A 22196-nucleotide genomic window follows, 5' to 3' on the forward strand; every position below is an offset into this window, starting at 1 on the left:
GTCAGTTCACGGCGTTCGGATGGAGTCGCGCCGACACGTCCTCGTGGGCGAGCCGGCGCAGTGCCAGCAGCACCGGCTCGTAGAGCACGGTGTAGGCGATCGTCGCCTCGATCGCCTCCTCCACCTGCGGGATCTCCTCGATCACCTGGTACTCGGCCTCCGCGATCGGGCGCAGGGCCTCGCCGTAGCGCTGGAGGAACGCGACGTCCGCGCGGTAACCGAGGTCGCGCAGGGTGGTCAGGGCGCGGGTGAGGGTGTCCAGGGCGGGGGCGAACTCCGTGATCTGCCAGCCGAGTTCGTCCCGCAGCAGGGCCAGGACCTCGGTGCGCAGGGCGGTCCACCGCGCGTGAGCCGCCGCGTCCGACTCCGCTTCCGGCGGGGTGACCTGCGGGGGCAGCAGGTACTGGGCGATGCCGAGCCGCTCGTGACGGCCGAACGCCGGGTCCTCGGCGACGGCGAGGACGTCGCGGGCCTGGGTCACCGACATCCCGCCGACCGACAGCATCGCCCGGATCAGCCGGAGTCGCCGCAGATGGTCGTCGTCGTACTCGGCCTTCCGCGCGCTGACGGGGGTGCCCGCGGGGAGCAGGCCTTCGCGCAGGTAGTACTTGATGCTGGCCGTGGAGACCCCGCTGCGCTCGCTCAACTCCGACAGCTGCACCTGGACTTGCTCCGATCTGACATCTCGACAGACGTCGTGGATAGTGCGACTATCCATGCATGGACGGATTCAATCTCGTCAACGGTATACGTCTGCTGGCCCGCTCCGAATGGACCAGAGTAGGGCCCCGCACCCCCGAGCAAGCGCGCGAGCACCGACGCGGTCCGCTGCGCGGGCGGTACCTGGCCGAGAACGACGAGCCGGTCGCGATGATGCTGATCGGCCTGCGGGTCAACCGCTGGTTCTCGGTGCGCCACTGGGTTCCGGTGCTGATGGCCATGCCGCGGATGCTGCGCGAGCTCTCCGCCGACCCAGAGGGCGGACTGCTCGGCTACCGCCTGCTCCTGGGCCCGGGGCCGGGCCAGGTCATGGTGATCCAGTACTGGCGCCGGGCCGGCGACATCCGCGCCTTCGCACACGACCCGCAGCGCTCCCACCGACCGGCCGAAACCGCATTCTGGAAGCGGTACTTCGCGGGCAGGGGCGCGGTCGGCATCTGGCACGAGATGCTCTCCGTCCGGGCGGGCGGCTACCAGTGCCTCTACGGCGACATGCCGCCGACGGGCCTGGGCGCGATCATGGGCCTCCAACCCGCGATCTCCCGCGAGGGCGGCCACGGCTACGACCGGGGTGAGGACCCGGTCTTCACCGCGACCACCAGGGCCGAGGCGGACACCGCGGTCGAGGCGCTGATCAGCCGTCGGGACGCGGGATCCCGATAGCGGGCAGCTGTCCCTGGCACAGTCACGCTAGCCACCCGTTGGCGGTGGCGTGCACGCCTGCCTGGAAGCGGCTGTCGGCCTGGAGGCGCTGCATCAGCGTGGCGATCACCCGGCTGATCGAACGGGTCGAGACGCCGACCTGGCGTGCGATCACCTCGTCCTTCTTGCCCGCCGCCATCATCCGCAGCACGGCGCGCTCCATGTCGGTCGGGCCCGCGTCCGCCGTCGCCGCCGCGGGGTCGGCGACATCGCTCGCCTGCTCCCAATGCTGCTCGAACAGCTCCGTGAGCAGCTGCAGGACCGCCGGGTCGCGGATCACCACGCCGTGGCCCGGCGCGCCGCCGGGGCCGAGGGGCAGCACCGCGGTCGTGCCGTCGAAGACCAACATGCACGCGGGCAGCATGGTCAGGCTCTTCACCTGGGCACCGGCGGTGGAGATCGCCCGGAGGTACTTGGTGCCCAGGTTGCCCGGTCCGGTGCGCTGCATCAGGGTCCGCACCCGCACGCGGCCGGCCAGCATCGCGAGGTCGAGCTGCATCTCCGGCAGCAACTCCCGATCGGCGTGATCGCTGATCCGGACCATGGCGTCCACGGTGGAGCGGCAGCCGAGGGTCAGTTCCTCGATGACCGCCCGCAGTTCCTCCTGGCCCTCGACGCTCTCGACGCCGCGGTTGACCGGCCGATGCCTGAGGGCGTCCAGGTAGTCGCCGGTCAGCGCGTCCAGACGGGCCCGGGTGCTGGCCATCGCCGTGCGCTGTTCGAGCAGGGCCCGCTCGGCTTCGGAGAGCAGCAGCTCGGATGCCGTCTCCGGGTGGACCGCGACCCACAGGCCGTTCGGCGCCGGGCGCAGCAGGTTCAGCGTCTCCAGTTGGCGCTGCGCGCGCCGCACCTCGTCGAGCGGGATGCCCAGCATGGCGCAGAGCTGCTCTTCGGTGGCGCTGGGCTGGGCGACATGAGCCCGATAGACGGTGACGGACGTCGGATCCAGGTGCGGGAGTTTCAGCACTTCTCGTCTCCGGTGGCCAAGGGATGTCAGGCGAGGACGCGCCTGTTGACCGTCTCAGCATGAGAGCAGCCGTTCCCGGTCCCCTCCCGATTCGGTACCCCCTGGACACCAGGTTCCGTAGTATCCGTGCCAGCGGCCCGACCTGGGCTTATGCACGGCAATGAGGGAATGCGTATGCGGGTCGATCCCCAGCAACGTCGGATTCGGTTCAACATTCTTGGCACAGTGGAGTGTTGGGCTGGAGAGGCACGTCTTCGTCTGGGTGGTCCGCTGCAGGAGCGGGTCCTGGTGGCTCTCCTCCTGGAGCCCGGCCGGGTCGTTCCGGTCGCCCGACTGGTGGAGATCACCTGGGACGACGCGCCCCCGGCCACCGCCGCGCACCAGATCCGGAAGATCGTCGCCGACCTGCGCCAGCGCATACCCGGGGGAGCCGCCCTCTTCGTGACCGACGGTCCCGGTTACCGCGTCGCCGTCGACGACGACCAGGTGGATCTGAGCCTGTTCGGGGTGCGCCTGCGCCGTGCCCGGGAGGCGGTGGCCGCGGGACTGCCGGTCAACGCGGTCGACCAGCTCCGGGCGGCGCTCGAACTGTGGCGGGGCAGGCTGCTGGCCGGGGAGGGCGGCATGCTGCTCCAGGCCGCCGCGACCTCCCTGGAGGAGCGGCGGTTGGCCGCCGTCGAGCAGCTCTTCGAGCTGCAGCTCGGCCTGGGCGAGGCCGCCGAACTGGTCGGCGACCTCAGAGAGTTGGCCCGGGAGAACCCGCTGAGAGAGTCTCTGCACGGCCAGCTGATGCTGGCCCTGTACCGCTCCGGTAGACAGGCCGAGGCACTGGAGGAGTACCAGCGGGTGCGAGCGCTGTTCGCCGAGGAACTCGGGATCGACCCGGGGCCCGAGCTGAGCGGGCTCCACGAGGGCATCCTGCGGGCGAGCCCCGAACTCGCCGCCCCGCGCCCGCCGACCCCGTCCGCCCCCTCCGCCCAGACCGGCCCGGCCACTGCGGCCACTGCGGAGCCGCATGCTCTCGCGCAGCCGGCCCCCGCCCCGTGCTCGCTGCCGTACGACGTCCAGGACTTCACCGGCCGGACCGAGCAGCTGCAGCAGCTGCTCTCGGCGGCCGCGGAGCCCGTCGCGCAGGGCACCCCGATCCTCGCGATCGACGGCATGGGCGGGAGCGGCAAGACGGCGCTGGCGGTGCACGCCGCCCACCGGCTCGCCGAGCTGTACCCGGACGGGCAGATCAGCATCGATCTGCACGGCTTCACACCTGGGCAGCAGCCGAGGGAGCCCAGCGAGGTGCTCGACGTCATGCTGCGGTCCCTGGGTCTGCCCGGCGACCGGATCCCCGACGACCTGCTCAGCAAGATCGCACTGTGGCGGATGACCACGGCGCAGCGCCGACTGCTGATCCTGCTCGACAACGCCGCCGATGCGGAGCAGGTACGCCCCCTGCTGCCGTCCTCCCCCAAGTGCATGGTGCTGATCACCAGCAGGATCCGGCTGGTGGACCTGGACGGTGCGCGGGCTCTGTCGATCGGTGTGCTCTCCGTGCAGGACAGCCTGGCGCTGGTGGAGCGCACCCTCGGCGAGCAGCGGGTGGCCGCGGAGCCCACGGCGGCCGAGGAGTTGGTCCAGTTGTGCGGCCGGCTGCCGTTGGCGCTGCGGATCGCGACGGCCCGGCTGAGCCACCGGCCGCGCTGGACCATCCAGTACCTGGTGGACCGGCTGTCCGACGAGGCAAGGAAGCTGGACGAACTGGCCTCGCGCAGCCGCGGCGTGGCAGCCACCCTCCAGTTGTCGTACCTCGCCATGGATGCGGAGTGCCGGAACGCTTTCCGGCTGCTGAGCCTGCACCCGGGCGACCTCGACGTGCACTCCGCCGCGGCCCTGCTGGGAACGCCGACCGTCCCGGCGGAGGAGCTGCTGGAACTGCTGCTCGACGCGCACCTGTTGGAGCAGCACGAGCTGGGCCGGTACACCTTCCACGACCTGGTCCGCAGCTTCGCCCACAGCCTGTGCACGGCCGAGACGGCGCCCGAGGACGGCCTTGCGGTCAGTCGGCTGCTGGACAACTACGTGCTCGCGGTCGAGGGCGCCTGCGAGGTGCTGTTCCCCGGCCGGGTCGAGTTCGGCATCGAACTCCCCGCCCCGACCGCCGCGTTGCCTGCCTTTGCGACCCCGGACGCCGCCCTTGCCTGGTTCGAGCGGGAACACCGCAACCTGCTCGTCGCCGTCCGGCTGGCCGCTCGGCGGGGACTGGACTGGCACTGCGCCTATCTGCCCCGCGCCTTCGCCTCGTTCCTGCACATGCAGGGCTGTGGCGAGGAGTTGCTCGAAGCCGGTCAGCTCGCGGTGGCTGCATCGCGCCGTCTGGGGGACCGACTGCTGCTCCGCCTCAGCCTCACCAATCTCGCGGTCGCGCTGTGGCAGCTCGGCCGGGTGCAGGAGGGCGTCGACGCGCTGGAGCAGGCGCTGGAGATCGCGGTGGAGATCGGTGACCGGCACGGGGAGGCCGCCTGCCTGGGCAGGCTCGGGGCCTTCCGCAACAGTCTGGGCCGGTACGCGGACGGCCTGCGCGATCTGGAGGCGGCGCTCCTGCTGCACCGGGCCCTGGGCAGTCCGCGCGAGGAGGCGGCGACGCTGATCAGCATCAGCTCGGTCAGCGCCCTGCTCGGCAGGTACCCTGCGGCGGCCGAGGCGGCGCGCACCTCGGCGGAGATCAACCGCAAGCTCGGTGAGGTGGACAACGAGGCCCTGGCCCTGGTCAACCTCGCCAACGCGCATCTGGGCCTGGGGTCGTACGAGGAGGCGCTGGACGTCCTCACGAACGCCCAGGAACTGCACCGGTCCCTGCATCGGCCGGGCAACGCGTCACTGGTCCTGGCCCGGCTGGCCGACGCACACCTTCGGGCGGGCCGTCCGTCGGTGGCCTACGACTACGGGCTGCGCGCGCTGGACCTGGTCTGGACGAGCGGTTCGGCCGCACGCAGGGCCACGGTGGAGAACATCCTGGGTCGGATCCACCAGGCCCGGGGTGAGCACGTCCAGGCCCAGGCACGGCACGGACAGGCGTTGCGACTGGCCGAGGAGACCGGGTTCCGGATCGAGATGGCCTACGCGCTGGAAGGGCTCGGGGCCTGTGCCGAGGCCCTGGGGGAGTCGGAGCAGGCGCGAGAACACCGGGGCCGGGCAGGCGAGTTGTTCGCCGCGATGGGCATTCCGGAGGAGCGCCGCCGCCCGGCCTGATCCGCTCTGCCCGGCCTGATCCGCTGTGCCCGGCCTGATCCGCTGTGCCCGGCCTGATCTGCTGGGCGTCCCCAACTCGGCCTTCACGACGCGGTGTTCCCAACTTGGTGTTCACGAAGCGGTGTTCACGACACGGCCGGGGAGATGTTGGGGATGGGGTTGTCATCCGCCAGCGTCACGGCCCCTGCCGGGCGGTGGCCCTGGGTGGCCGCCGCACCCGGCATGGCCTGGCACAGGACGAGGGCGAGGAGACCGCAGACGACGACGGTGAGTGCGATGAGCTTGCTGCGCATGCTTCTACCCCTTGAGAGTGGCGGTTGGTCCGACACCTCGAGGCTCGTCGCACCCGTTCCCGATCCGTTCCCCTAGCGATCCCGCGCGCCCGAGTATCCCTGCGGAAGCAGCGCTCCGGGCCCAATTCAGGGATACCGGTGGGCTGTTGAGGTGATTCGTGCGCTTTCGTTCGCCGGGGTTCAGCTCGGTCGGCCGCCGCGGGGCTCGGTGCAGGCGTACCGGTACGCGGCCAGCAGAAGCTGCCGGGCAACCTCGGCCTCCGCGTCGTCGCGCGGTCCGTACACCAGCACCGAACCGGCGGGACCGGCGGGTATGCCCCAGCCTCCGGTCACCACGGCCTCGACTGCTGACGGCGGCAGCATCACGTGCAGACTGCCGTCGTACACCGGGTGCAGATGGGCGAACTCGGTGCCGGCCAGGAAGGCCTGGAGCGGTCCGTGCGCCAGCGTCGGCGTCAGATGACCGGCCCGGGTGCCCGGAACGCAGATGAGGGACGGCCGGATCTCCACCCCCGGCAGTGTCTCGAGCACCTGGAGCAGCTCTTCCTGAAGGTGCGTCGGGGCGGGTTGGGTGACCTGTTCGACGGGGTGGTCGGGCGACACCAGCGGCGGAGGGCTGGAGCGCTCGGGCAGCTTCAGCTCAGGCAGGTCCAGCTCGGGCGGGTCCAGTTCGGGCAGATTCACAGGGGGTTCTCCCATCCGGCGGGCGCCGTGCGTCGCACCCGCGCGTACATGTCTTCCCGGCAACCTGGCATCAGCCGTTCCCATCTGATTCCCGACCATATCCCCCCGGCTCAACAGGGTTGAGCAGGTGGAAGCCTGACACATCGCCCGTAGGGTCTCAAACCTTCCGTATCGCGTCAGGGCACGGGGACCGGGTGCCGCGGAGGCGGCTGTACTGGCGTGAGGACGACAGGCGAGATCGTGCCAGCCGAATCGCTTGGATTCAGCGTCGGCCATGGGTCAGGATGATTACCGGAAAGCACGGCGGGAACAGGGGAAAACCGGCCAGAAACTCCGGGTGAATCCCTTTCCTGCGGTATTCGTCACGCATTCAGTCGCGCATTCAGCTATGGATCGAATGAAGTGCGCCTTGGAGGGGACAGAATGACAATCACCGCTTTCGAGACCCGGCAGCCGACGGTCTTCGACTCCTTCGAGGAGCGGATCGCGGAGCTGAAGCAGAGCGAGCTCTACCGGGAGTTCCTGCCGGTCGGGCACCTCGCCGCCGACCCCGGTCACACCATGTACGAGGGTCGCAAGATCGAGGTCTGGTGCAGCAACGACTACCTGGGAATGAGCCAGAACCCGGAGGTCATCCGAGCGCAGCTGGCCTCGACCGCCCTGCACGGGACCGGGACCGGCGGGTCCCGGAACATCGCCGGCACCAGCACGACCCACGTCGAGCTGGAGCGCAGGCTGGCCGCCTGGCACGGCAAGGAGCGTGCCCTCACCTTCTCCAGCGGCTATGTGGCCAATTTCGAGACGCTCAGCACGTTGATTGCCGCGATCGACGACATGGTCGTCTTCTCCGACGCCCTGAACCACCGCTCGCTGATCGAGGGGATCATTCGTTCCGGGGCCACCAAGGAGGTGTTCGCGCACAACGATCTCGCGGATCTGGAGGAGAAACTCGCGCGGTACGCTCCGGACCGTCCGAAGCTGATCGTCTTCGAATCCGTCTATTCCATGGACGGCGACGTCTCGCCGGCCTCCGCGATATTCGATCTCGCGGAGAAGTACCACGCGCTGACCTTCCTCGACGAGACCCACTCCATCGGGGTCCGGGGTGCCACCGGCGCGGGTCTGAGCGAGGAGCTCGGGGATCACCGGGCGACCTTCGTCCAGGGCGTGTTCGGCAAGGCGATCGGCACCGTCGGCGGCTACGTGGCCGGCCCCGACGCCGCACTGGACTACGTACGCTCCCACGCCCCGGGCTTCATCTTCACCACGGCGATGCCGCAGGCCGCCATGGACGCCACCCTGCGGAGCCTGGAGCTCGTCCGGGCCGGAACCGGCATGCGCGCCGAGCTGAACCGCAAGACCGCGCTGATGAAAGCCGAACTCCGCGCCAGGGACGTCGACTTCATCGACGCGGACAGCCACCTGGTACCGGTGATGGTGCCCGGCGGGGAGCGCGTGCGCCGGGTGTCCCGCGCCCTGCTGGAGAAGCACGACATCTACGTCCAGCCCATCAACTTCCCCTCGGTGGCCCGCGGGGGCGAGCGCTTCCGCGTCACCGTCGGTCCGTTCCGCACGGAGGCGCAGATCACGCACTTCGCCGCCTCGATGCAGCAGTGCCTGCATGAGAACTGAGACAGCAACAGCAGCCAGGCACCCCCACCCACACCCGCACCCCCACCCACGCATGACGGAGGAACCGTGAACATCACCGAGATCACCCCTTTCATCGGCCTGGAGCTGAGCGACGTCGGCTACGAGGACCTGGTGCGCCCGGAGGTATGGGAGCAGCTCGTCCAGGGAGTCCACGAGCGTGAGCTGGTGGTGGTCCGCGGTATCGAGCTGACGCCGCGGCAGCAGATCGACCTGGCCGCCCGACTGGGCCGGCCGGTGCCGTTCCTGATCAGCAAGTACCGCCACCCCGAGTTCGAGGAGATCATGATCTCCTCGAACGAGATGAAGGACGACAAGCCGCTCGGCGTCGCCCGAGTAGGCAACTTCTGGCACCAGGACTCGTCCTTCGTGGCCGACCCCGCGCCCTACACCATGCTGCACGGCGTCAACGTGCCCGGCAGCAGCGGCCACACCAAGTTCGCCAACGCCGTGGACGTGTACGACCGCATGCCCGAGGAGTGGAAGGCGAAGCTGTCCGACCGGATCGGCCTGCACACTGTCGGCAAGCGGCTGCGGATCCGCCAGGAGCACGTGGGCCTGTCGGTTGCCGAGTTCAAGGCGCTGATCGACATCGAGCACCCCAAGGTCGAGCACCCGGTGGTGTGCAAGGACGAGTACACCGGCCGTGAGTACGTCTACGGCTCCCGCGAGTACATGGACTCGGTGCTGGGCTTCGACCCGAACGAGAACGAGGCCTTCTTCACCATGCTCGACGGCCTCATCCATGACGAGGCCCACGTCTACACCCACCAGTGGACCCCGAACGACCTGGTCATCTGGAAGACCCGGACCACCTATCACATCGCCACCGAGGTCGAGCCGGGCGCCTCGCGCACCGTGCACCGCGTCAGCATCGAAACCCGGCGGCCGTGAGCGGCATCGTCGACTTCGGGATCGGCTACCCCGGAGGGCAGGTGAGCGTGGCGGGCATGCACGCCGCCTCCGGGGTACCGGCCGCCGACATCCTGAAGATCACGCATGCCGCGCGGTTCCCCGCGCTGGACGAGGACGAGCTCTCCTGGCAGATGGCCCTGCGGGCCGCGCGCGAGGTGCTCTACCGGAACACGGTCGACCCGGCGGACATCCGCTACGTGGTCTACGCCGGATCGGGGGAGTGGGATGTCCCGTTCTGGTCCCCCGCCGCCAAGGTGGCGCACGGGTTGGGCATCGAGTGGGCGCACTGCTTCGAGGTGTCCAACTTCTGCAACGGCGGGATGACCGCACTCAAGATCGCCGGCGACAAGCTCGAACTGCGCGGCACGGGCCACGCGCTGGTCCTGGTGGCCGACCAGCTCTCGCGCATGGTCGACTACTCGGACCCGCAGTCCAAGGCGCTGTTCAACTTCGGCGACGCGGCGGCGGCCGTGCTGGTCGCCCCCGGCTCCCGTGGCCCGTTCGTCCTGCTCCACTCGGCGATGCGCACCGACCCGGGGTGGTCGGACTACTACGCCGGGGAGCACCAGGAGGGCCGGGTCCTCATCCGCCGTGGTGCCCACCGCAAGGGCCTGGCCGAGGCGTACGTGCGGAACTTCACCGCACTGATCGAGGACACGCTGGCCGCGCTCGGCCGGAAGCTGTCCGAGGTGTCCTACCTCCTGATCAATCAGGGCGACCGGGACATGCACGAGCGGCTGCTGCGCGAGCTCGACTTTCCGGAAGAGAAGAGCGTCTTCAACTACTCCCGGCTCGGCCACATGGGCGGCGCCGACACGCTGATCGCCCTTCAGCAACTGCGTGTCCAGGGGCTGCTGAAGCCGGGCGACCTGCTCCTGCTGGCCACCAGCGCCATGGGCTTCACCTGGGGAATCACCGCATTGGAGTTCCAGGGATGAAAATCCTCGTCATACATCAGGTCCCCTACCGGAAGATCGACTACCGGCTCGGCATCGACCACGCCGAGCACGAGGTCACCTACATCGGCCACCCCCACCGCATGGCCGACCTCCCCGCCGACCTGCCCGCGCGGCGCATCGAGCTCGACGCGCACGAGGATCTCGTCGGGGGGGTCACCCGGCGCACCTCGCCGGCCGACGGCTACCAGAAGGTCCTCTCGCTCTCCGAGTTCGGCATCCTGCAGGCCTGGCAGGTCCGCCAGCACCTCGGGCTCGACGGCCCCTCGCTCCGGCAGCTGGAGCGGGTCCGCGACAAGGTGGCCATGAAGGAGGCGCTGGCCGAGTCCGGGATCCGCTACCCGCGGTTCGTGGCTGCGCCGCCTCCCTGCGGGCCGCTGCCCTGGTCCGGGCGGACCGTCGTCAAGCCCCGGCAGGGCGCGTCGAGCGAGGGGGTGACGATCCACGACACCGCCCGCGAGGCCCTGGTCGCCTACCGCCGCCTGGAGAATCCGAAGGACTACCAGCTGGAGGAGTACGTCGAGGGCGCCATCCTGCATGCCGACGGACTGGTGGGCGAGGGTCGGCTGCTGGAGCTGGTGGTCAGCCGGTACGTCAACCGTCCGGTCGACTTCGCCGCGGGCGAGCCGCTCGGCTCGTACCAACTGCCGCAGGACGAGCGGCACTTCGCCTTCGCCGCGCAGGTGGTCGAGGCGCTCGAGATCGCCGAGGGCGCGATCCACCTGGAGATGTTCGAGACCGAGCAGGGCGAGCTGGTCTTTCTGGAGGTCGCCAACCGGATGGGCGGCGCCGGCGTCCTGCAGGCGCACCTGGGCCACACGGGCGTCCACCTTCCGGCGCACGAGATCGCCATCCGGCTGGGCCTGCCCCGGCCCGAGCCGGCCCCCTCGACCGGCCGCTACCACGCGTGGCTCTGCTTCCCGGGGCACCACCTGGGAGCCGGTGCGGAGCACCGCATCGAGATCCCGGAACACCTGCGCGTGCACCCGGCAGTGGACGTCCTGCACACCCTCGCCCCGGGGGCGCCGCTGCCGGACCACATCACCTACCAGGAGTGGCTGGTGCCGGTGTTCATCGAGGCCTCCTCGGAGGACTCCGTCGAGCTCGGCAGGTTCCTGACCGAATGCGCCCGGGCCGTCCGCGTCGGAACCGCGACGCCCGCAGTGCCCGCAGTGCCCCCAGTGCCCCCAGTGCCCGCAGCGCCCGCAGCGCCCGTGCTGCTTGCGGCCGCTGTCCCCGCTCCCGCCCTCGCCCCCGACGTACCGGCCTTGTCCCGCGCCTGAGTCGCGGTCCAGCCAGGAGACCAACGATGCGATACTTCCCCACCGACCTGCTGCTCGCGGTGGAGCACGCTCAGTGCGACCTCGCCGCCGTCCCCGACTCGGCGCTCGCCCGGCTGCTCGACGGGGCAGGGCTGACCGGCCTGTCCCGGTTCTTCGACCATGCGCAACTCGCCGCGGGGTTGGACGAGTTGTTCGGCGGTCTCAGCCAGTATCCCTGGCAGTCCGTGGTCGACGGTAACGATGTCTACGAGCTCACCCCGGTGGGCACCGTGGTGCTGGACGACCACCGTGCCGGCAACACCCTGCGCGGCCTGCTGCTGGGCTGGGCGACCGGCAACAAGGTGGTCGTCCGCACCGAACGAGCGGACTTCTGGCGTGAGTTGGTGACGCTGCTGCGCCGCGCCGAGGTGCCGCTTCCCTCGGCCGAGATCCTCGGCCCGCAGGCGGACGTCGCGGGATCGCCGGTGCACGTACCCGACCTGCTGCCGGTCCTTCCCGACCACGCGACGCTGCCGGGCTGGTTCGACCCCGAGCTTTACGCGCTCGCTGAGACCGCTGAGACCGCCGGGCCGACCGTGCTGCGCATCCGGCTGTCCGCCGGACTCGCCGAACTCGCCGCGCAGGACGACCCGTTGGCCGCGACCGTCCTGATCGGGGACTGCCGGGCGGACTGGGCCCACGGGCTCAGCCGCCGTGAGTACTGGCGTGGGACCACTCTCTCGGCAGCCCGTGGCCTGGACACCGAGGAGCAGCGGCCACGGCTGGACGCGAAGCTCCGCTACCTGGTCCAGCAGGCGCGTCACGCGCCCTACTACCGGGATCTGCCCCGGGTCGGCGGCCTGTCCGAGCTGGGCACGCTGCCGATCCTCGACAAGGCGGCCCTGGACGCGCACTCGCTGCCGACCAGCCGTGACCTGTCCAGCCCCGGCCCGCGCACCGGTGAGGTGCTGCGCAGCGGCGCGAGCAGCGGGGCCCCGCGCTACATCGCGTACTCCCGCACCGACTGGGAGAACATGATCCGTGAAGCGGTCCCGCTGTTCTACTCGATGGGCCTTGCGCCCGGTGACCGTCTGATCAACACGCTGTACGGTGGCGGCCTTTACGGCGGTCTGAGCACCACGCTGTGCGAGCTCTCCCGGATGCCGGTGGAGTGCTACTCGACCGCCCAGAACGTCTCCGCGGACGACATCCTGATGCTCTGTCAGTCCTTTTCGGCCAACGCGCTGCTCGGCCTGCCGGTGCTGATCATGCCGCTGCTGCGCGAGGCCAAGGCGCGCCGGCCCGAGCTGCGGATCCAGAAGATCCTCTACGGCGGCACGGCGATGTCGGAGGCCGACAAGAGCTGGCTGCGCGAGCAGCTCGGCACCGAGGTCATCACCAGCGTCCTGGCGGCCAACGACGGGGCACAACTGGGCTACCAGTGCGGTTCGCTCGGCGGCACCCTGCACCACGTCAACGCCGACTACAACCTGATCGAGGTGGTGGACGAGGACAGCGCTCCGGTGGCGCCCGGCGAGTGCGGCGAGCTGCTGATCACCACCCTGCAGAAGTTCGAGGGACCGCTGATCCGCTACCGGATCGGCGACCTGGGCCGGGTCTTCGAGCAGGACTGCGCGTGCGGCGTGTCCGGCCAGGTGCTGGAGTACCTCGGCCGGGCGGACGGCCTGATCAAGGTCAAGGGCGCCACGGTGACCCACGCCGAGGTGGTCGAGTCCCTAGCCCGCTACCAGCCCGCCCAGGTGCAGCTGGTGGTCGAGTCGGCCGACGGCCGGGAGAGCATCGCGATCCGGATCGAGTCGTCGCTGCCGCTGGACGTCCGGGAGGTGCGCGAGCACCTGATGAGTGAGATCAAGACGCTGGACAGTGCCCACCGCTTCGACGACACGCTGGATCTCTTCGAGTTCCGGGTCGAGCTCTGCCCGGAGGGCGGGATCGAACGGAACGCCGTCAGCGGGAAGATCAAGACCGTCATCGACCGTCGGCTGGTGGCGGCATGAGCGGCATCAGCGGGAACAGCGGGAACAGCGGGAACACCGATGTCGGCGGGCGCCCCTACCTCCGCCATCCGCACCTTGCGCAGAACCTGCTCACCTTCGTCGCCGACGACGACGTCTGGCTGGCCGAGCTGGGAGCGGTGGCGACCGACCGCATCCAGGCCCGACGGCTCACCTCGGACCGGGTGCCGGTCCAGCACCCCAGGCTGAGTCCGGACGCCCGGCAGGTGGCCTGGACCTCGACCCGCGACAGCGGAGGTGGCGCCGGACAGACGGGCCGCCGGGAGGCGTACGCCTCGTCGGTGGACGGCGGCGCCGTCACCCGGCTGACGTACTGGGGTGACACCCTGACCGCGGTCCGCGGTTGGTTGTCCACCTCCGAGGTCCTGGTGCTCGGCCGCCCGAGTCAGCACCCGACGATGCGGACCTGGGCCCACGCCGTGCCGCTGGACGCACCTGCCCGGCGGCTGCCCTACGGACCTGCCGGGGACCTCGCCCTCGCCGCCGACGGCGCGGCGCTGGTCGGCACCCCGCTGTACCGGGAGCCGGCCTGGTGGAAGCGGTACCGCGGCGGGATGGGCGGCCGGATCTGGCACGCACCGCGGGGCCACGCAGCGCAGGGCGGGGAGTTCACCGAGCTCCTCGCCGAGGTGGGCCCGCACCTGGTCAACCCGATGTGGGTCGGCGGGCGCGTCGCGTTCCTCTCCGACCACGAAGGCGTCGGCGCCCTCTACTCGACCTCCCGCGACGGCTCCGACCTGCGCCGCCACACGGACCACGGCGGGTACTACGCCAGGCATGCCGCCACCGACGGAACCCGGGTCGTCTACCAGTGCGCGGGCGAGCTCTGGCTGCTCGAATCCCTCGAATCCCCGCAGTCGCCGGGGTCCCTGAAGCCCCCGAAGTCGCCGGGGTCCCCGAAGTCCGAGCCGGTGCGACTGGACGTCGTGCTGGGCGGTACCCGATCGGGACGCGAGCCGCGCACGGTCACCGCACGGGAGGCGCTGGAGGACTTCTCCCTGGACGCCACCGGCGGGACGGTCACCGCGACGGTCCGCGGCACCGCCCAGCGCGTCCACGTCGTCGACGCCCCGGGCCACGAGCTGCTGGCGGCCCCCGGGGTCCGCGCCAGGCTGGCGGTGGAGCTTCCGGGCACGGCGGGGGTCCTCTGCGTCACCGACGCGGGCGGCGAGGACGGGCTCGAACTGCTGCCGGTGCCGGGAGCGGCACCCGTCGAGCAGCGGCGGCAGGCGGTCGGTGAACTCGGCCGGGTCCAGGAGCTGACGGTCGCCCCGGACGGTCGGCACTGCGCGGTGGCTGCCGACGACGGCCGGGTGCTGCTGGTGGAGTTGGGCTCCGGAACCGTGACGGAGCTCGCCGCCACCGCCAACGGCGCTCCCGCCGGTCTGGTCTTCTCCCCGGACTCGGCCCTGCTGGCCTGGTCGCAACTCTGGTCACCGTCCGACGGCTCCACGCCGGCGAACGGATCGTCCATCCGGCTGGCCCGCCTGAGGGACCGTCGGGTCGCCGTGGTCACCGGCGACCGTTTCAACGACACCTGCCCCGCGTTCACCCAGGACGGCCTCCACCTCGCCTTCCTGTCGAACCGCACCTTCGACCCGCTGTACGACGCGCAGCAGTTCGACATGGCCTTCCTGCCGACGGTGCGGCCCTACCTGGTGACACTCTCCGCCGACACGCTGTCCCCGTTCGGACCCGGGCCCGCCGAAGGCCCGGCCACGGCGTCGGCCCCCGGCCTCGCCCTGGACCCGGTCCTCGACCTGGGGGGAATGGCCGACCGCGTGGTGGCCTTCCCGGTGGCCGCCGGCGACCTCGCCCAACTGCGCGCCGTGCGCGGCGGCGTGGTCTGGACGGAGACGACGGGCACGGGCAACCTGGGCGAGACGACAGCGGGTTCCGAGGCGCCAGGACGCCGTACCGCTCTGGCCCGTTTCGATCTTTCCTGGGGCGTCGCGACCGTGGTGCGCGAGGATGTCGACGCCTATGCGGTCTCGGGCGACGGCAGCCGGATCGCCGTCCGGTCCGGCCCGAGCCTGGCGGTGCTGGACCTGACCGGCCAGGAGCAGGTCGAGGTACCGCTCGACCGGGTGCGGGTGACCTGCGACCCCGTCGCCGAGTGGCGCCAGATGTACGACGAGGCCTGGCGCCTGATGCGCGACAACTTCTGGAGCGCCGACCTGTGCGGGGTGGACTGGTCGGCGGAGCGCGAGCGCTACCGGCCGCTGCTGGACCGGCTCGGCTCGTACGACGACTTCGTGGACCTGCTGTGGGAGCTGCACGGTGCGCTCGGCGCCTCGCACGCCTACGTGCTTCCCAGGCCGGAGGCCGCCCCGACGGTACCCATAGCCCCGACAGCCCCGACAGCCCTGACGGGCCCGGTCGGGGCCCCGGCTTTCCTGGGTGCCGACCTGTCCGCACACGGGGACGGCACCTGGCGGATCGACCGGCTGCTGCCCGGCGAGTCCTCCGTCGCCGCCGCGCGCTCCCCGCTGCTGGCACCGGGGCTGCGGGTGCGGCCCGGTGAGCGGATCGCCGAGGTGGACGGCCGTCCGGTGGACCCGTGCCGGGGTCCCGCCCCGCACCTGCTCGGGAAGGCCGACCTGCCGGTCGAACTGACGCTCCGTGGAGCGCACGGGGACCGGCGGATCGTGGTGCTCCCAACCGGCAGCGAGGCCGTCCTGCGCTACCACGACCTGATCCGCTCGCGTCGCGCCGAGGTGCGCCGGCTGTCCGGCGGCCGACTGGGGTACCTGCACATACCGGACATGATGTCCCGTGGCTGGGCCGAGTTCCATCGTGACCTGCGCTCGGAACTCGCCTGCGGGGGACTGGTGGTGGACTTCCGGGAGAACAGCGGCGGACACATCTCGCCGCTGGTCGTCGAGCGGCTCACCCGCCGCGTCATTGGCTGGGACGTGTCCCGCAGGGGGACGCCCGCCAGCTATCCGCCGGGTTCACCGCTCGGGCCCGTGGTCGTGCTCGCCGACGAACAGACGGGTTCCGACGGGGAGATGGCCGTCCACGCGCTCCAAGCCGGTCACGGCTTCACCGTCGTCGGCGTTCGTACCTGGGGCGGGGTGTACGGGATGGACGATCCGATCGCGCTGGTGGACGGGACCCGTGTCACCCATCCGAAGCACGCCTTCTGGTTCGAGGGTCCCGGCTTCGCGCTCGAGGGCGACGGCGTGACGCCGGACCTGGAGGTCGGCATCGCCCCGCAGGACTGGGCGGCCGGACGGGACCCCCAACTCGAAGCCGCAGTGTCCCAGGCCCTGGCCGACCTGGAGGACGGCCGTTCCGCGAGCCCGCCTGCGCCGACGGGTCGGGGAACAGGGCGGGATCGAAACGGGAGCGCCCGGTGAGAGCTTGCTCCCGACAGAACACCGACGAGCCGACAGACGTCCCGGAAGGTCCGCAGACATGACGACCGAAGCAGTTGAGCAGGTTCAGCAGGAACAAGTCCAGCAACAGGAGCAGGAGCAGGAGAGTCCGAAGGCGGCAGGCCTGTGGCGCCACCGGGACTTCATGCTGCTGTGGAGCGGGCAGACGATCAGTGACATCGGGTCCAGCGTCACACAGCTGACCCTGCCGCTCGTCGCCGTGCTGGTGCTGCACGCGACGACCTTCCAGGTCGGTCTGCTCACCGCGGCCTCCACGCTGGCCTTCCTCCTGGTCGCACTGCCGGCCGGCCCGATTGTCGACCGGGCGGCCAAGCACCGGCTGATGATGTGGTGCGACCTGGGCCGCATGGTACTGACGGCCTCGATCCCGATCGGCGCCGCCACCGGGCTGCTGACCCTGGGTCAGCTCTACTTCGTGGCCCTGGCCACCGGCGTGCTGAGCGTCTTCTTCGCCATCGCCTACCAGAGCTACCTGCCGGTCCTGGTCGGCAAGGACGAGTTGGTCGACGCGAACGGCAAGCTGGGCACGACGCAGTCCTTCGCCCAGCTGGTCGGTCCCAGCCTGGGTGGTCTGCTGGTCTCCCTGGTCGGCGCGGCGCGGGCGATCGCCACCGACGCCGGCTCGTTCGCGATCTCCGCCTTGAGCCTGTTCCTGATCCGTACGCCCGAGGAGAAGCCGACGCTCCCCGCCACCGGCGAGAAGCGCAATCTGCGGGCGGAGATCATCGAGGGCCTGCGCTTCGTCGTGGGGCATCCCATCCTGCGCAAGGTGGTCGCCTCCACCGCGGTCTCCAACTTCTTCGGCTCCATCACCATGGCGCTCCAGATGGTCTTCCTGGTGCGTGTCCTGCACGCCGCGCCGTGGATCATCGGCCTGGTCATGGCGGGCTCGGCGGTCGGCGGTCTGATCGGCGGTCTGATCGCCAACCGGCTCGGCAAGGCGATCGGAACCGCCCGGATGATCTGGCTCCCCGCGCTGCTCTTCGGCTGGACCGGCCTCCTCGTCCCGCTCGCCCAGCCCGGTTGGTCCACCATCCTGGTCGCGGTCGGGTTCACGCTGCTGATGGTCATCGGGGTGCTCTACAACACCGCGCAGGTCTCCTACCGACAGACCATCTGCCCGCCGGCCCTGCTCGGCCGGATGAACGCGTCGGTGCGCTGGATCATGTGGGGCACGATGCCCCTGGGCGCCGCGCTCGGCGGCGTGCTCGGCAGCTACTTCGGCATCCGGCCGGTGATGACGGTCGCTGCCCTCGGCGACTGGGCGGCCGTGCTGTTCGTGGTCTTCTCCCCGCTGCGCAAGCTCCGGGACGTGCCCGAGGCGTGACGGCCCCGGTGGTCCACGACGGGTCAGCGCCTGCAAGCCGTCATGCAGACGCTGACCCGTCGTGCGGACGTTGGTCAGCCATGCGGACGTTGGTCAGCCATGCGGACGTTGGTCAGCCGTGCAGACGCTGGTCAGCCGTGCAGACGCGGGATCTCGATGGCCGGGCACTTGTCCATCACCATCGCCAACCCGGCCGCGCGGGTGCGGTCGTAGGCGTCCTGGTCGATCACGCCGAGTTGGAACCAGACGGCCTTCGCCCCGACGGCCGCGGCCTCGTCGGCAACAGCCCCGGCGAGCGCGGAGTTCACGAAGACGTCGACGACATCGACCGGGAACGGGATCTCCGCGAGGCTCGCGTAGCCCTGCTCGCCGTGCACGGTCTCGGCCTTGGGGTGCACGGGCACGACCCGCTTGCCGAACCGCTGCAGCACCTGGGCCACCCCGTACGCGGCCCGGTTCCGGTTGTTCGACAGCCCGACCACGGCCCAGGTGTCCCCGGACTCCGTCACGATTCTGCGCACCGTCTCCGCGTCGCCGTACATTCCGCCGCGCTCCTGTCGTCCGTGGGCCTGTCGTGCGGGCCTTTTCGTCCGCGGCCCTTCCGCTCACGTCAACGAAAAACGGCGCGGGCTATTCCCCCGGGCGGCCGAGGGCGCGGTAGGTCCAGCCTGCGGTGCGCCACTTGTGCGGGTCGAGGACGTTGCGGCCGTCCAGGATCCGGCGTTCGGCGACGAGGGTGCCCAGCTCGGCCGGGTCGAGGTCGCGGAACTCCTGCCACTCGGTGAGGTGGAGGACGACGTGGGCGCCGGCCGCGGCCTCGTGCGCGGTCGGGGCGAAGGAGAGTCCGGGGAAGAGCTTGCGGGCGTTGTCCATGGCCTTGGGGTCGTAGACGGTGACCTGGCCGCCCTGGAGTTGGATCTGGGCCGCGACGTTGAGCGCGGGGGAGTCGCGGACGTCGTCCGAGTTGGGCTTGAAGGCCGCGCCGAGGACGGCGATGCGTCGGCCGAGGAAGCCGCCGCCGCACTGCTCGCGGGCCAGCTCCACCATCCGGGAGCGGCGCCGCATGTTGATCGAGTCGACCTCGCGGAGGAAGGTCAGCGCCTGGTCCGCGCCCAACTCGCCCGCGCGGGCCATGAAGGCGCGGATGTCCTTGGGTAGGCAGCCGCCGCCGAAGCCGAGGCCGGAGTTGAGGAACTTGCCGCCGATCCGCTCGTCGTAGGCGAGCGCCCCGGCGAGCTGGACCACGTCAGCGCCGGAGGCCTCGCAGACCTCGGCCATGGCGTTGATGAAGGAGATCTTCGTCGCCAGGAAGGAGTTGGCCGCCGTCTTCACCAGCTCCGCGGTGGCGAAGTCGGTCACCACCAGCGGAACGCCCGCTTCGAGCAGCGGGGCGTAGACCTCGCGCAGCGCTGCCTCGGCGCGCTCGCTGCGGGTGCCGACCACCAGGCGATCGGGGTGCAGGGTGTCCTGCACGGCGTAGCCCTCGCGCAGGAACTCCGGGTTCCAGGCCAGCTCGATCGTGTCGGCGATGTCGGCCGGTGCGGCCGACGCCATCCGCTCCGCCAGCCGGGCCGCGCTGCCGACCGGGACGGTCGACTTACCGACTACCACCGCTCCCTCGCGCAGGTGCGGCGCGAGGGAGTCGAAGGCGGCCTCGACGTAGGACATGTCGCAGGCGAACTCGCCCTTGCGCTGCGGCGTGTTGGTACAGACGAAGTGCACCTCACCGAAGGCGCCGGCCTCCGCCCAGTCGGTGGTGAACCGCAGTCGGCCCGAGGCCACGTGTCGCTGCAGCAGTTCGTCGAGACCCGGCTCGTACATCGGGGACCGGCCCTGGGAGAGCGTCGCGATCTTCTCCGGGACGATGTCCAGGCCCAGCACCTCATAGCCGAGCTCGGCCATGCAGGCGGCGTGGGTCGCGCCCAGATATCCGGTTCCGATGACGGTGATCCTCATGGCTCGGGACTCTACCCGGTCGGTGCTCCGGCCCGGTCGGGCGTGATGTCGGCCACCAACGGCAGCTGTGGAGGCGCTGTGGGCTTGCGTCGTCCGAGCTGGTTGAAGAAGACGTTCAGGGTGATCGCCACCAGACAGCCCGCGCTGATCCCGGAGTTCATCACCGTCTGCACCAGCTGCGGGAAGTGTGCGTAGAAGGTGGGCGCGGCGATCGGCAGCACGCCGAAACCGAGTGCGACGGCGACGGTGAGCAGGTTGCCGTTCTCCTCCAGCTTCGCCGCGGTCAGCGTCCGGATGCCGCTCGCGGTGACCGTGCCGAACAGCGCCAGTCCGGCGCCGCCGAGCACCGGCTGCGGCACCACGTTGACCAGCGCACCGGCGACCGGGAAGAGGCCGAGCAGGATCAGGATCACGCCGCTGGTGGCCACCACGAACCGGCTGCGCACTCTGGTGAGCGCGATCAGGCCGATGTTCTGGGCGAAGGCGGTGGCCGCGAAGCCGTTGAGACAGGCCGCCAGCACGGTTGCCGCGCCGTCGGCGCGCAGGCCGCCCTCGATGGTGCGGGCGTCGGCCGGGCGGTCCACGATCTCGCCGAGGGCGAGCAGGTCGGCGGTGCTCTCGGTCATCGAGACGAGCATCACGATCAGCATCGAGATGATCGCGCCCGCCTGGAAGGTCGGCGCCCCGAAGTGGAACGGCGACGGGACCGCGAAGACCGGAACCTGGCTGATCGCACCGAAGTTGCTCTTGCCCAGCGGGATCGCCAGCAGCGTTCCGGCCACCAGGCCGAGCAGGATCGAGATGGAGCCGAGGAACCCGGCGAGGAAGCGGTTGAGGACCAGCACCACGAGCAGCGTCACGCCCGCCAGAGCGATGTTGGACGCCGAGCCGTAGTCGGGCGCGGCGGAGTTGCCGCCCTCGGCCCACCCTGCCGCGACCGGGAAGAGCGAGAGCCCGATCAGCGTGATCACCGTGCCGCTGACCACGGGCGGGAAGAAGCGGTTGAGCTTGCCGAACCAGGGTGCGACGAAGAAGGTCGCCGCACCGGCGATCAGCAGCGCACCGTAGATGGCGGGCAGCGCCTGACCGGGATGGGACTGCTTGACGATCGACAGCATCGGCGCGACGCCGGCGAAGCTGATGCCGTTGACGAAGGGCAGCCGGGAGCCGACCCGCCAGACGCCGAGCGTCTGCAGCAGCGTGGCCAGGCCGGAGGTGAGCAGTGCCGCGCCGATCAGGAGGGTGAGCTCAGCGCCCGTCAGCCCGCAGGCGGTGCCGACGATCAGGGGCGGGGCGACGACGCCCGCGTACATCGCGGCGATGTGCTGCAGGCCGTAGGCGACGAGCTTGGGAGGGGACAGGAGTTCGTCGACCGGGTGGGTTCCCGGTGTCCCGGATGGTGGGGTCTCGACGGGGTGGGGCGCGGGAGAGGCAGGCACTCGGGACCTCCTGGGGGTGGCCGGGGCGAGGCAAAATTCCGCGATGTGGTATCCGCATTTCGATTGAAGGAAAACGTAGGTGTGGCCAAGGGGTGCGTCAACAGAATGTGTCATCATTTGGATGATCGTCTAAGGTGGCGTGCAGGCCTGTCGAGGCCTGTCGGGGCCGGCCCCGGGGCGCGTGAGCCGAGCCCGGAAACGCCGAAGCCGGCAGCCACCCTCAACGGGTGACCACCGGCTGGTGGAGATCCCCGGCGCGCAAGCCGAGGTGAAGATCGGGAGTGCGAAGATCAGGAGTGCGTGGCGCCACCGAGGTTGAGCGCGACCACACCGACGATGATCAGCGCGACACCGAGCACCTTCCACAGGTTCACGCCCTCCCCGAGGAAGACGAACCCGATCGCCGCGACCACGGCGGTGCCCGCGCCCGACCAGATCGCGTACGCGGTGCTCACCGGGATCTGCTTGAGTGCCTGGCTGAGCAGCGCGAACGAGGCGACGTAGCCGAGGATCACGACGATGCTCGGGAGCAGCCGGGTGAAGCCGAAGGTGTACTTCAGGGAGACGGTCGCGCAGATCTCCGAGCTGATGGCGAGAGCCAGGAACAGTGCAGGCATGATCGGAAAGTACCTCCCCGTCGGCGCC

At 70.6% G+C, this 22196-nt stretch carries 17 protein-coding genes; 9 read left to right on the forward strand and 8 right to left on the reverse strand.

Annotated elements, in window-relative coordinates; all coding sequences use genetic code 11:
- Window position 1: 1 nt before the first annotated feature.
- A complete protein-coding gene (locus ABH928_RS31615; protein ID WP_370072096.1) occupies window positions 2–661 on the reverse strand; it encodes a MerR family transcriptional regulator in 660 nt (219 codons plus the stop codon).
- Between the two features lie 59 nt (window positions 662–720).
- Here ABH928_RS31615 and ABH928_RS31620 point away from each other — a divergent pair, with 59 nt between their 5' ends.
- Window positions 721–1383, forward strand: coding sequence for a monooxygenase family protein (locus ABH928_RS31620; RefSeq protein ID WP_370072097.1), 663 nt, complete (start codon window positions 721–723; stop codon window positions 1381–1383).
- Between the two features lie 22 nt (window positions 1384–1405).
- Here ABH928_RS31620 and ABH928_RS31625 read toward each other — a convergent pair whose 3' ends face one another.
- A complete protein-coding gene (locus tag ABH928_RS31625) occupies window positions 1406–2389 on the reverse strand; it encodes a LuxR C-terminal-related transcriptional regulator (protein WP_370072098.1) in 984 nt (327 codons plus the stop codon).
- 288 nt (window positions 2390–2677) lie between these two features.
- Between ABH928_RS31625 and ABH928_RS31630 the strand changes: the two genes are divergently transcribed.
- Entirely contained in the window at window positions 2678–5632 is a 2955-nt protein-coding gene (locus ABH928_RS31630; RefSeq protein WP_370072099.1) for a BTAD domain-containing putative transcriptional regulator, read from the forward strand.
- 125 nt (window positions 5633–5757) lie between these two features.
- On the opposite strand, the gene ABH928_RS31635 is transcribed toward ABH928_RS31630, so the two are convergent.
- Together ABH928_RS31635 and ABH928_RS31640 are read right to left on the reverse strand one after the other, a co-directional pair.
- Window positions 5758–5925: a hypothetical protein gene (locus tag ABH928_RS31635; protein WP_370072100.1), complete on the reverse strand. Its 168-nt coding sequence runs from the start codon at window positions 5923–5925 to the stop codon at window positions 5758–5760.
- A gap of 180 nt (window positions 5926–6105) precedes the next feature.
- The gene (locus ABH928_RS31640) at window positions 6106–6609 is read right to left on the reverse strand and encodes a luciferase family protein (RefSeq protein WP_370072101.1); all 504 of its coding nucleotides are present in this window, start codon (window positions 6607–6609) and stop codon (window positions 6106–6108) included.
- 423 nt (window positions 6610–7032) lie between these two features.
- On the opposite strand from ABH928_RS31640, the gene hemA reads away from it, so the two are divergent.
- From hemA to ABH928_RS31675, 7 genes are all read left to right on the forward strand, one after another.
- A complete protein-coding gene (hemA, locus tag ABH928_RS31645; protein WP_370072102.1) occupies window positions 7033–8241 on the forward strand; it encodes a 5-aminolevulinate synthase in 1209 nt (402 codons plus the stop codon).
- 66 nt (window positions 8242–8307) lie between these two features.
- Window positions 8308–9153, forward strand: coding sequence for a TauD/TfdA dioxygenase family protein (locus tag ABH928_RS31650; protein WP_370072103.1), 846 nt, complete (start codon window positions 8308–8310; stop codon window positions 9151–9153).
- Window positions 9150–10112, forward strand: a complete 963-nt coding sequence (locus ABH928_RS31655; protein WP_370072104.1) for a 3-oxoacyl-ACP synthase III family protein — start codon at window positions 9150–9152, stop codon at window positions 10110–10112. Before ABH928_RS31650 ends, ABH928_RS31655 begins: the two co-directional genes overlap by 4 nt.
- Window positions 10109–11413: an acetyl-CoA carboxylase biotin carboxylase subunit family protein gene (locus tag ABH928_RS31660; RefSeq protein WP_370072105.1), complete on the forward strand. Its 1305-nt coding sequence runs from the start codon at window positions 10109–10111 to the stop codon at window positions 11411–11413. The genes ABH928_RS31655 and ABH928_RS31660 overlap by 4 nt, the downstream gene beginning before the upstream one ends.
- A gap of 26 nt (window positions 11414–11439) precedes the next feature.
- Window positions 11440–13410 carry a phenylacetate--CoA ligase family protein gene (locus ABH928_RS31665; RefSeq protein ID WP_370072106.1) on the forward strand — a complete coding sequence of 657 codons (1971 nt, stop codon included), beginning with the start codon at window positions 11440–11442 and terminating at the stop codon, window positions 13408–13410.
- Window positions 13407–16790: a PDZ domain-containing protein gene (locus ABH928_RS31670; protein WP_370072107.1), complete on the forward strand. Its 3384-nt coding sequence runs from the start codon at window positions 13407–13409 to the stop codon at window positions 16788–16790. Before ABH928_RS31665 ends, ABH928_RS31670 begins: the two co-directional genes overlap by 4 nt.
- A gap of 58 nt (window positions 16791–16848) precedes the next feature.
- Window positions 16849–18156: an MFS transporter gene (locus tag ABH928_RS31675; protein ID WP_370072108.1), complete on the forward strand. Its 1308-nt coding sequence runs from the start codon at window positions 16849–16851 to the stop codon at window positions 18154–18156.
- 131 nt (window positions 18157–18287) lie between these two features.
- On the opposite strand, the gene ABH928_RS31680 is transcribed toward ABH928_RS31675, so the two are convergent.
- The 4 genes from ABH928_RS31680 to ABH928_RS31695 all read right to left on the reverse strand — a co-directional run bounded on the left by ABH928_RS31680 (window position 18288) and on the right by ABH928_RS31695 (window position 22168).
- Window positions 18288–18698: a CoA-binding protein gene (locus ABH928_RS31680; RefSeq protein ID WP_370072109.1), complete on the reverse strand. Its 411-nt coding sequence runs from the start codon at window positions 18696–18698 to the stop codon at window positions 18288–18290.
- Window positions 18699–18786: 88 nt separating this feature from the next.
- Entirely contained in the window at window positions 18787–20112 is a 1326-nt protein-coding gene (locus ABH928_RS31685) for a UDP-glucose/GDP-mannose dehydrogenase family protein (RefSeq protein WP_370072110.1), read from the reverse strand.
- Between the two features lie 11 nt (window positions 20113–20123).
- A complete protein-coding gene (locus ABH928_RS31690) occupies window positions 20124–21551 on the reverse strand; it encodes a nucleobase:cation symporter-2 family protein (RefSeq protein WP_370072111.1) in 1428 nt (475 codons plus the stop codon).
- Between the two features lie 290 nt (window positions 21552–21841).
- Entirely contained in the window at window positions 21842–22168 is a 327-nt protein-coding gene (locus ABH928_RS31695; protein WP_370072112.1) for a multidrug efflux SMR transporter, read from the reverse strand.
- Window positions 22169–22196 lie beyond the last annotated feature (28 nt).

It is taken from the genome of Streptacidiphilus sp. MAP5-3, from assembly GCF_041262505.1.
Taxonomy (GTDB): domain Bacteria; phylum Actinomycetota; class Actinomycetes; order Streptomycetales; family Streptomycetaceae; genus Streptacidiphilus.

Coding starts and splice junctions, on each gene's coding strand:
- ABH928_RS31620 (WP_370072097.1), top strand. CDS start 721: ATGGACGGATTCAATCTCGTCAACGGTATACGTCTGCTGGCCCGCTCC.
- ABH928_RS31635 (WP_370072100.1), bottom strand. CDS start 5,925: ATGCGCAGCAAGCTCATCGCACTCACCGTCGTCGTCTGCGGTCTCCTC.
- hemA (WP_370072102.1), top strand. CDS start 7,033: ATGACAATCACCGCTTTCGAGACCCGGCAGCCGACGGTCTTCGACTCC.
- ABH928_RS31660 (WP_370072105.1), top strand. CDS start 10,109: ATGAAAATCCTCGTCATACATCAGGTCCCCTACCGGAAGATCGACTAC.
- ABH928_RS31665 (WP_370072106.1), top strand. CDS start 11,440: ATGCGATACTTCCCCACCGACCTGCTGCTCGCGGTGGAGCACGCTCAG.
- ABH928_RS31670 (WP_370072107.1), top strand. CDS start 13,407: ATGAGCGGCATCAGCGGGAACAGCGGGAACAGCGGGAACACCGATGTC.
- ABH928_RS31675 (WP_370072108.1), top strand. CDS start 16,849: ATGACGACCGAAGCAGTTGAGCAGGTTCAGCAGGAACAAGTCCAGCAA.
- ABH928_RS31680 (WP_370072109.1), bottom strand. CDS start 18,698: ATGTACGGCGACGCGGAGACGGTGCGCAGAATCGTGACGGAGTCCGGG.
- ABH928_RS31685 (WP_370072110.1), bottom strand. CDS start 20,112: ATGAGGATCACCGTCATCGGAACCGGATATCTGGGCGCGACCCACGCC.
- ABH928_RS31695 (WP_370072112.1), bottom strand. CDS start 22,168: ATGCCTGCACTGTTCCTGGCTCTCGCCATCAGCTCGGAGATCTGCGCG.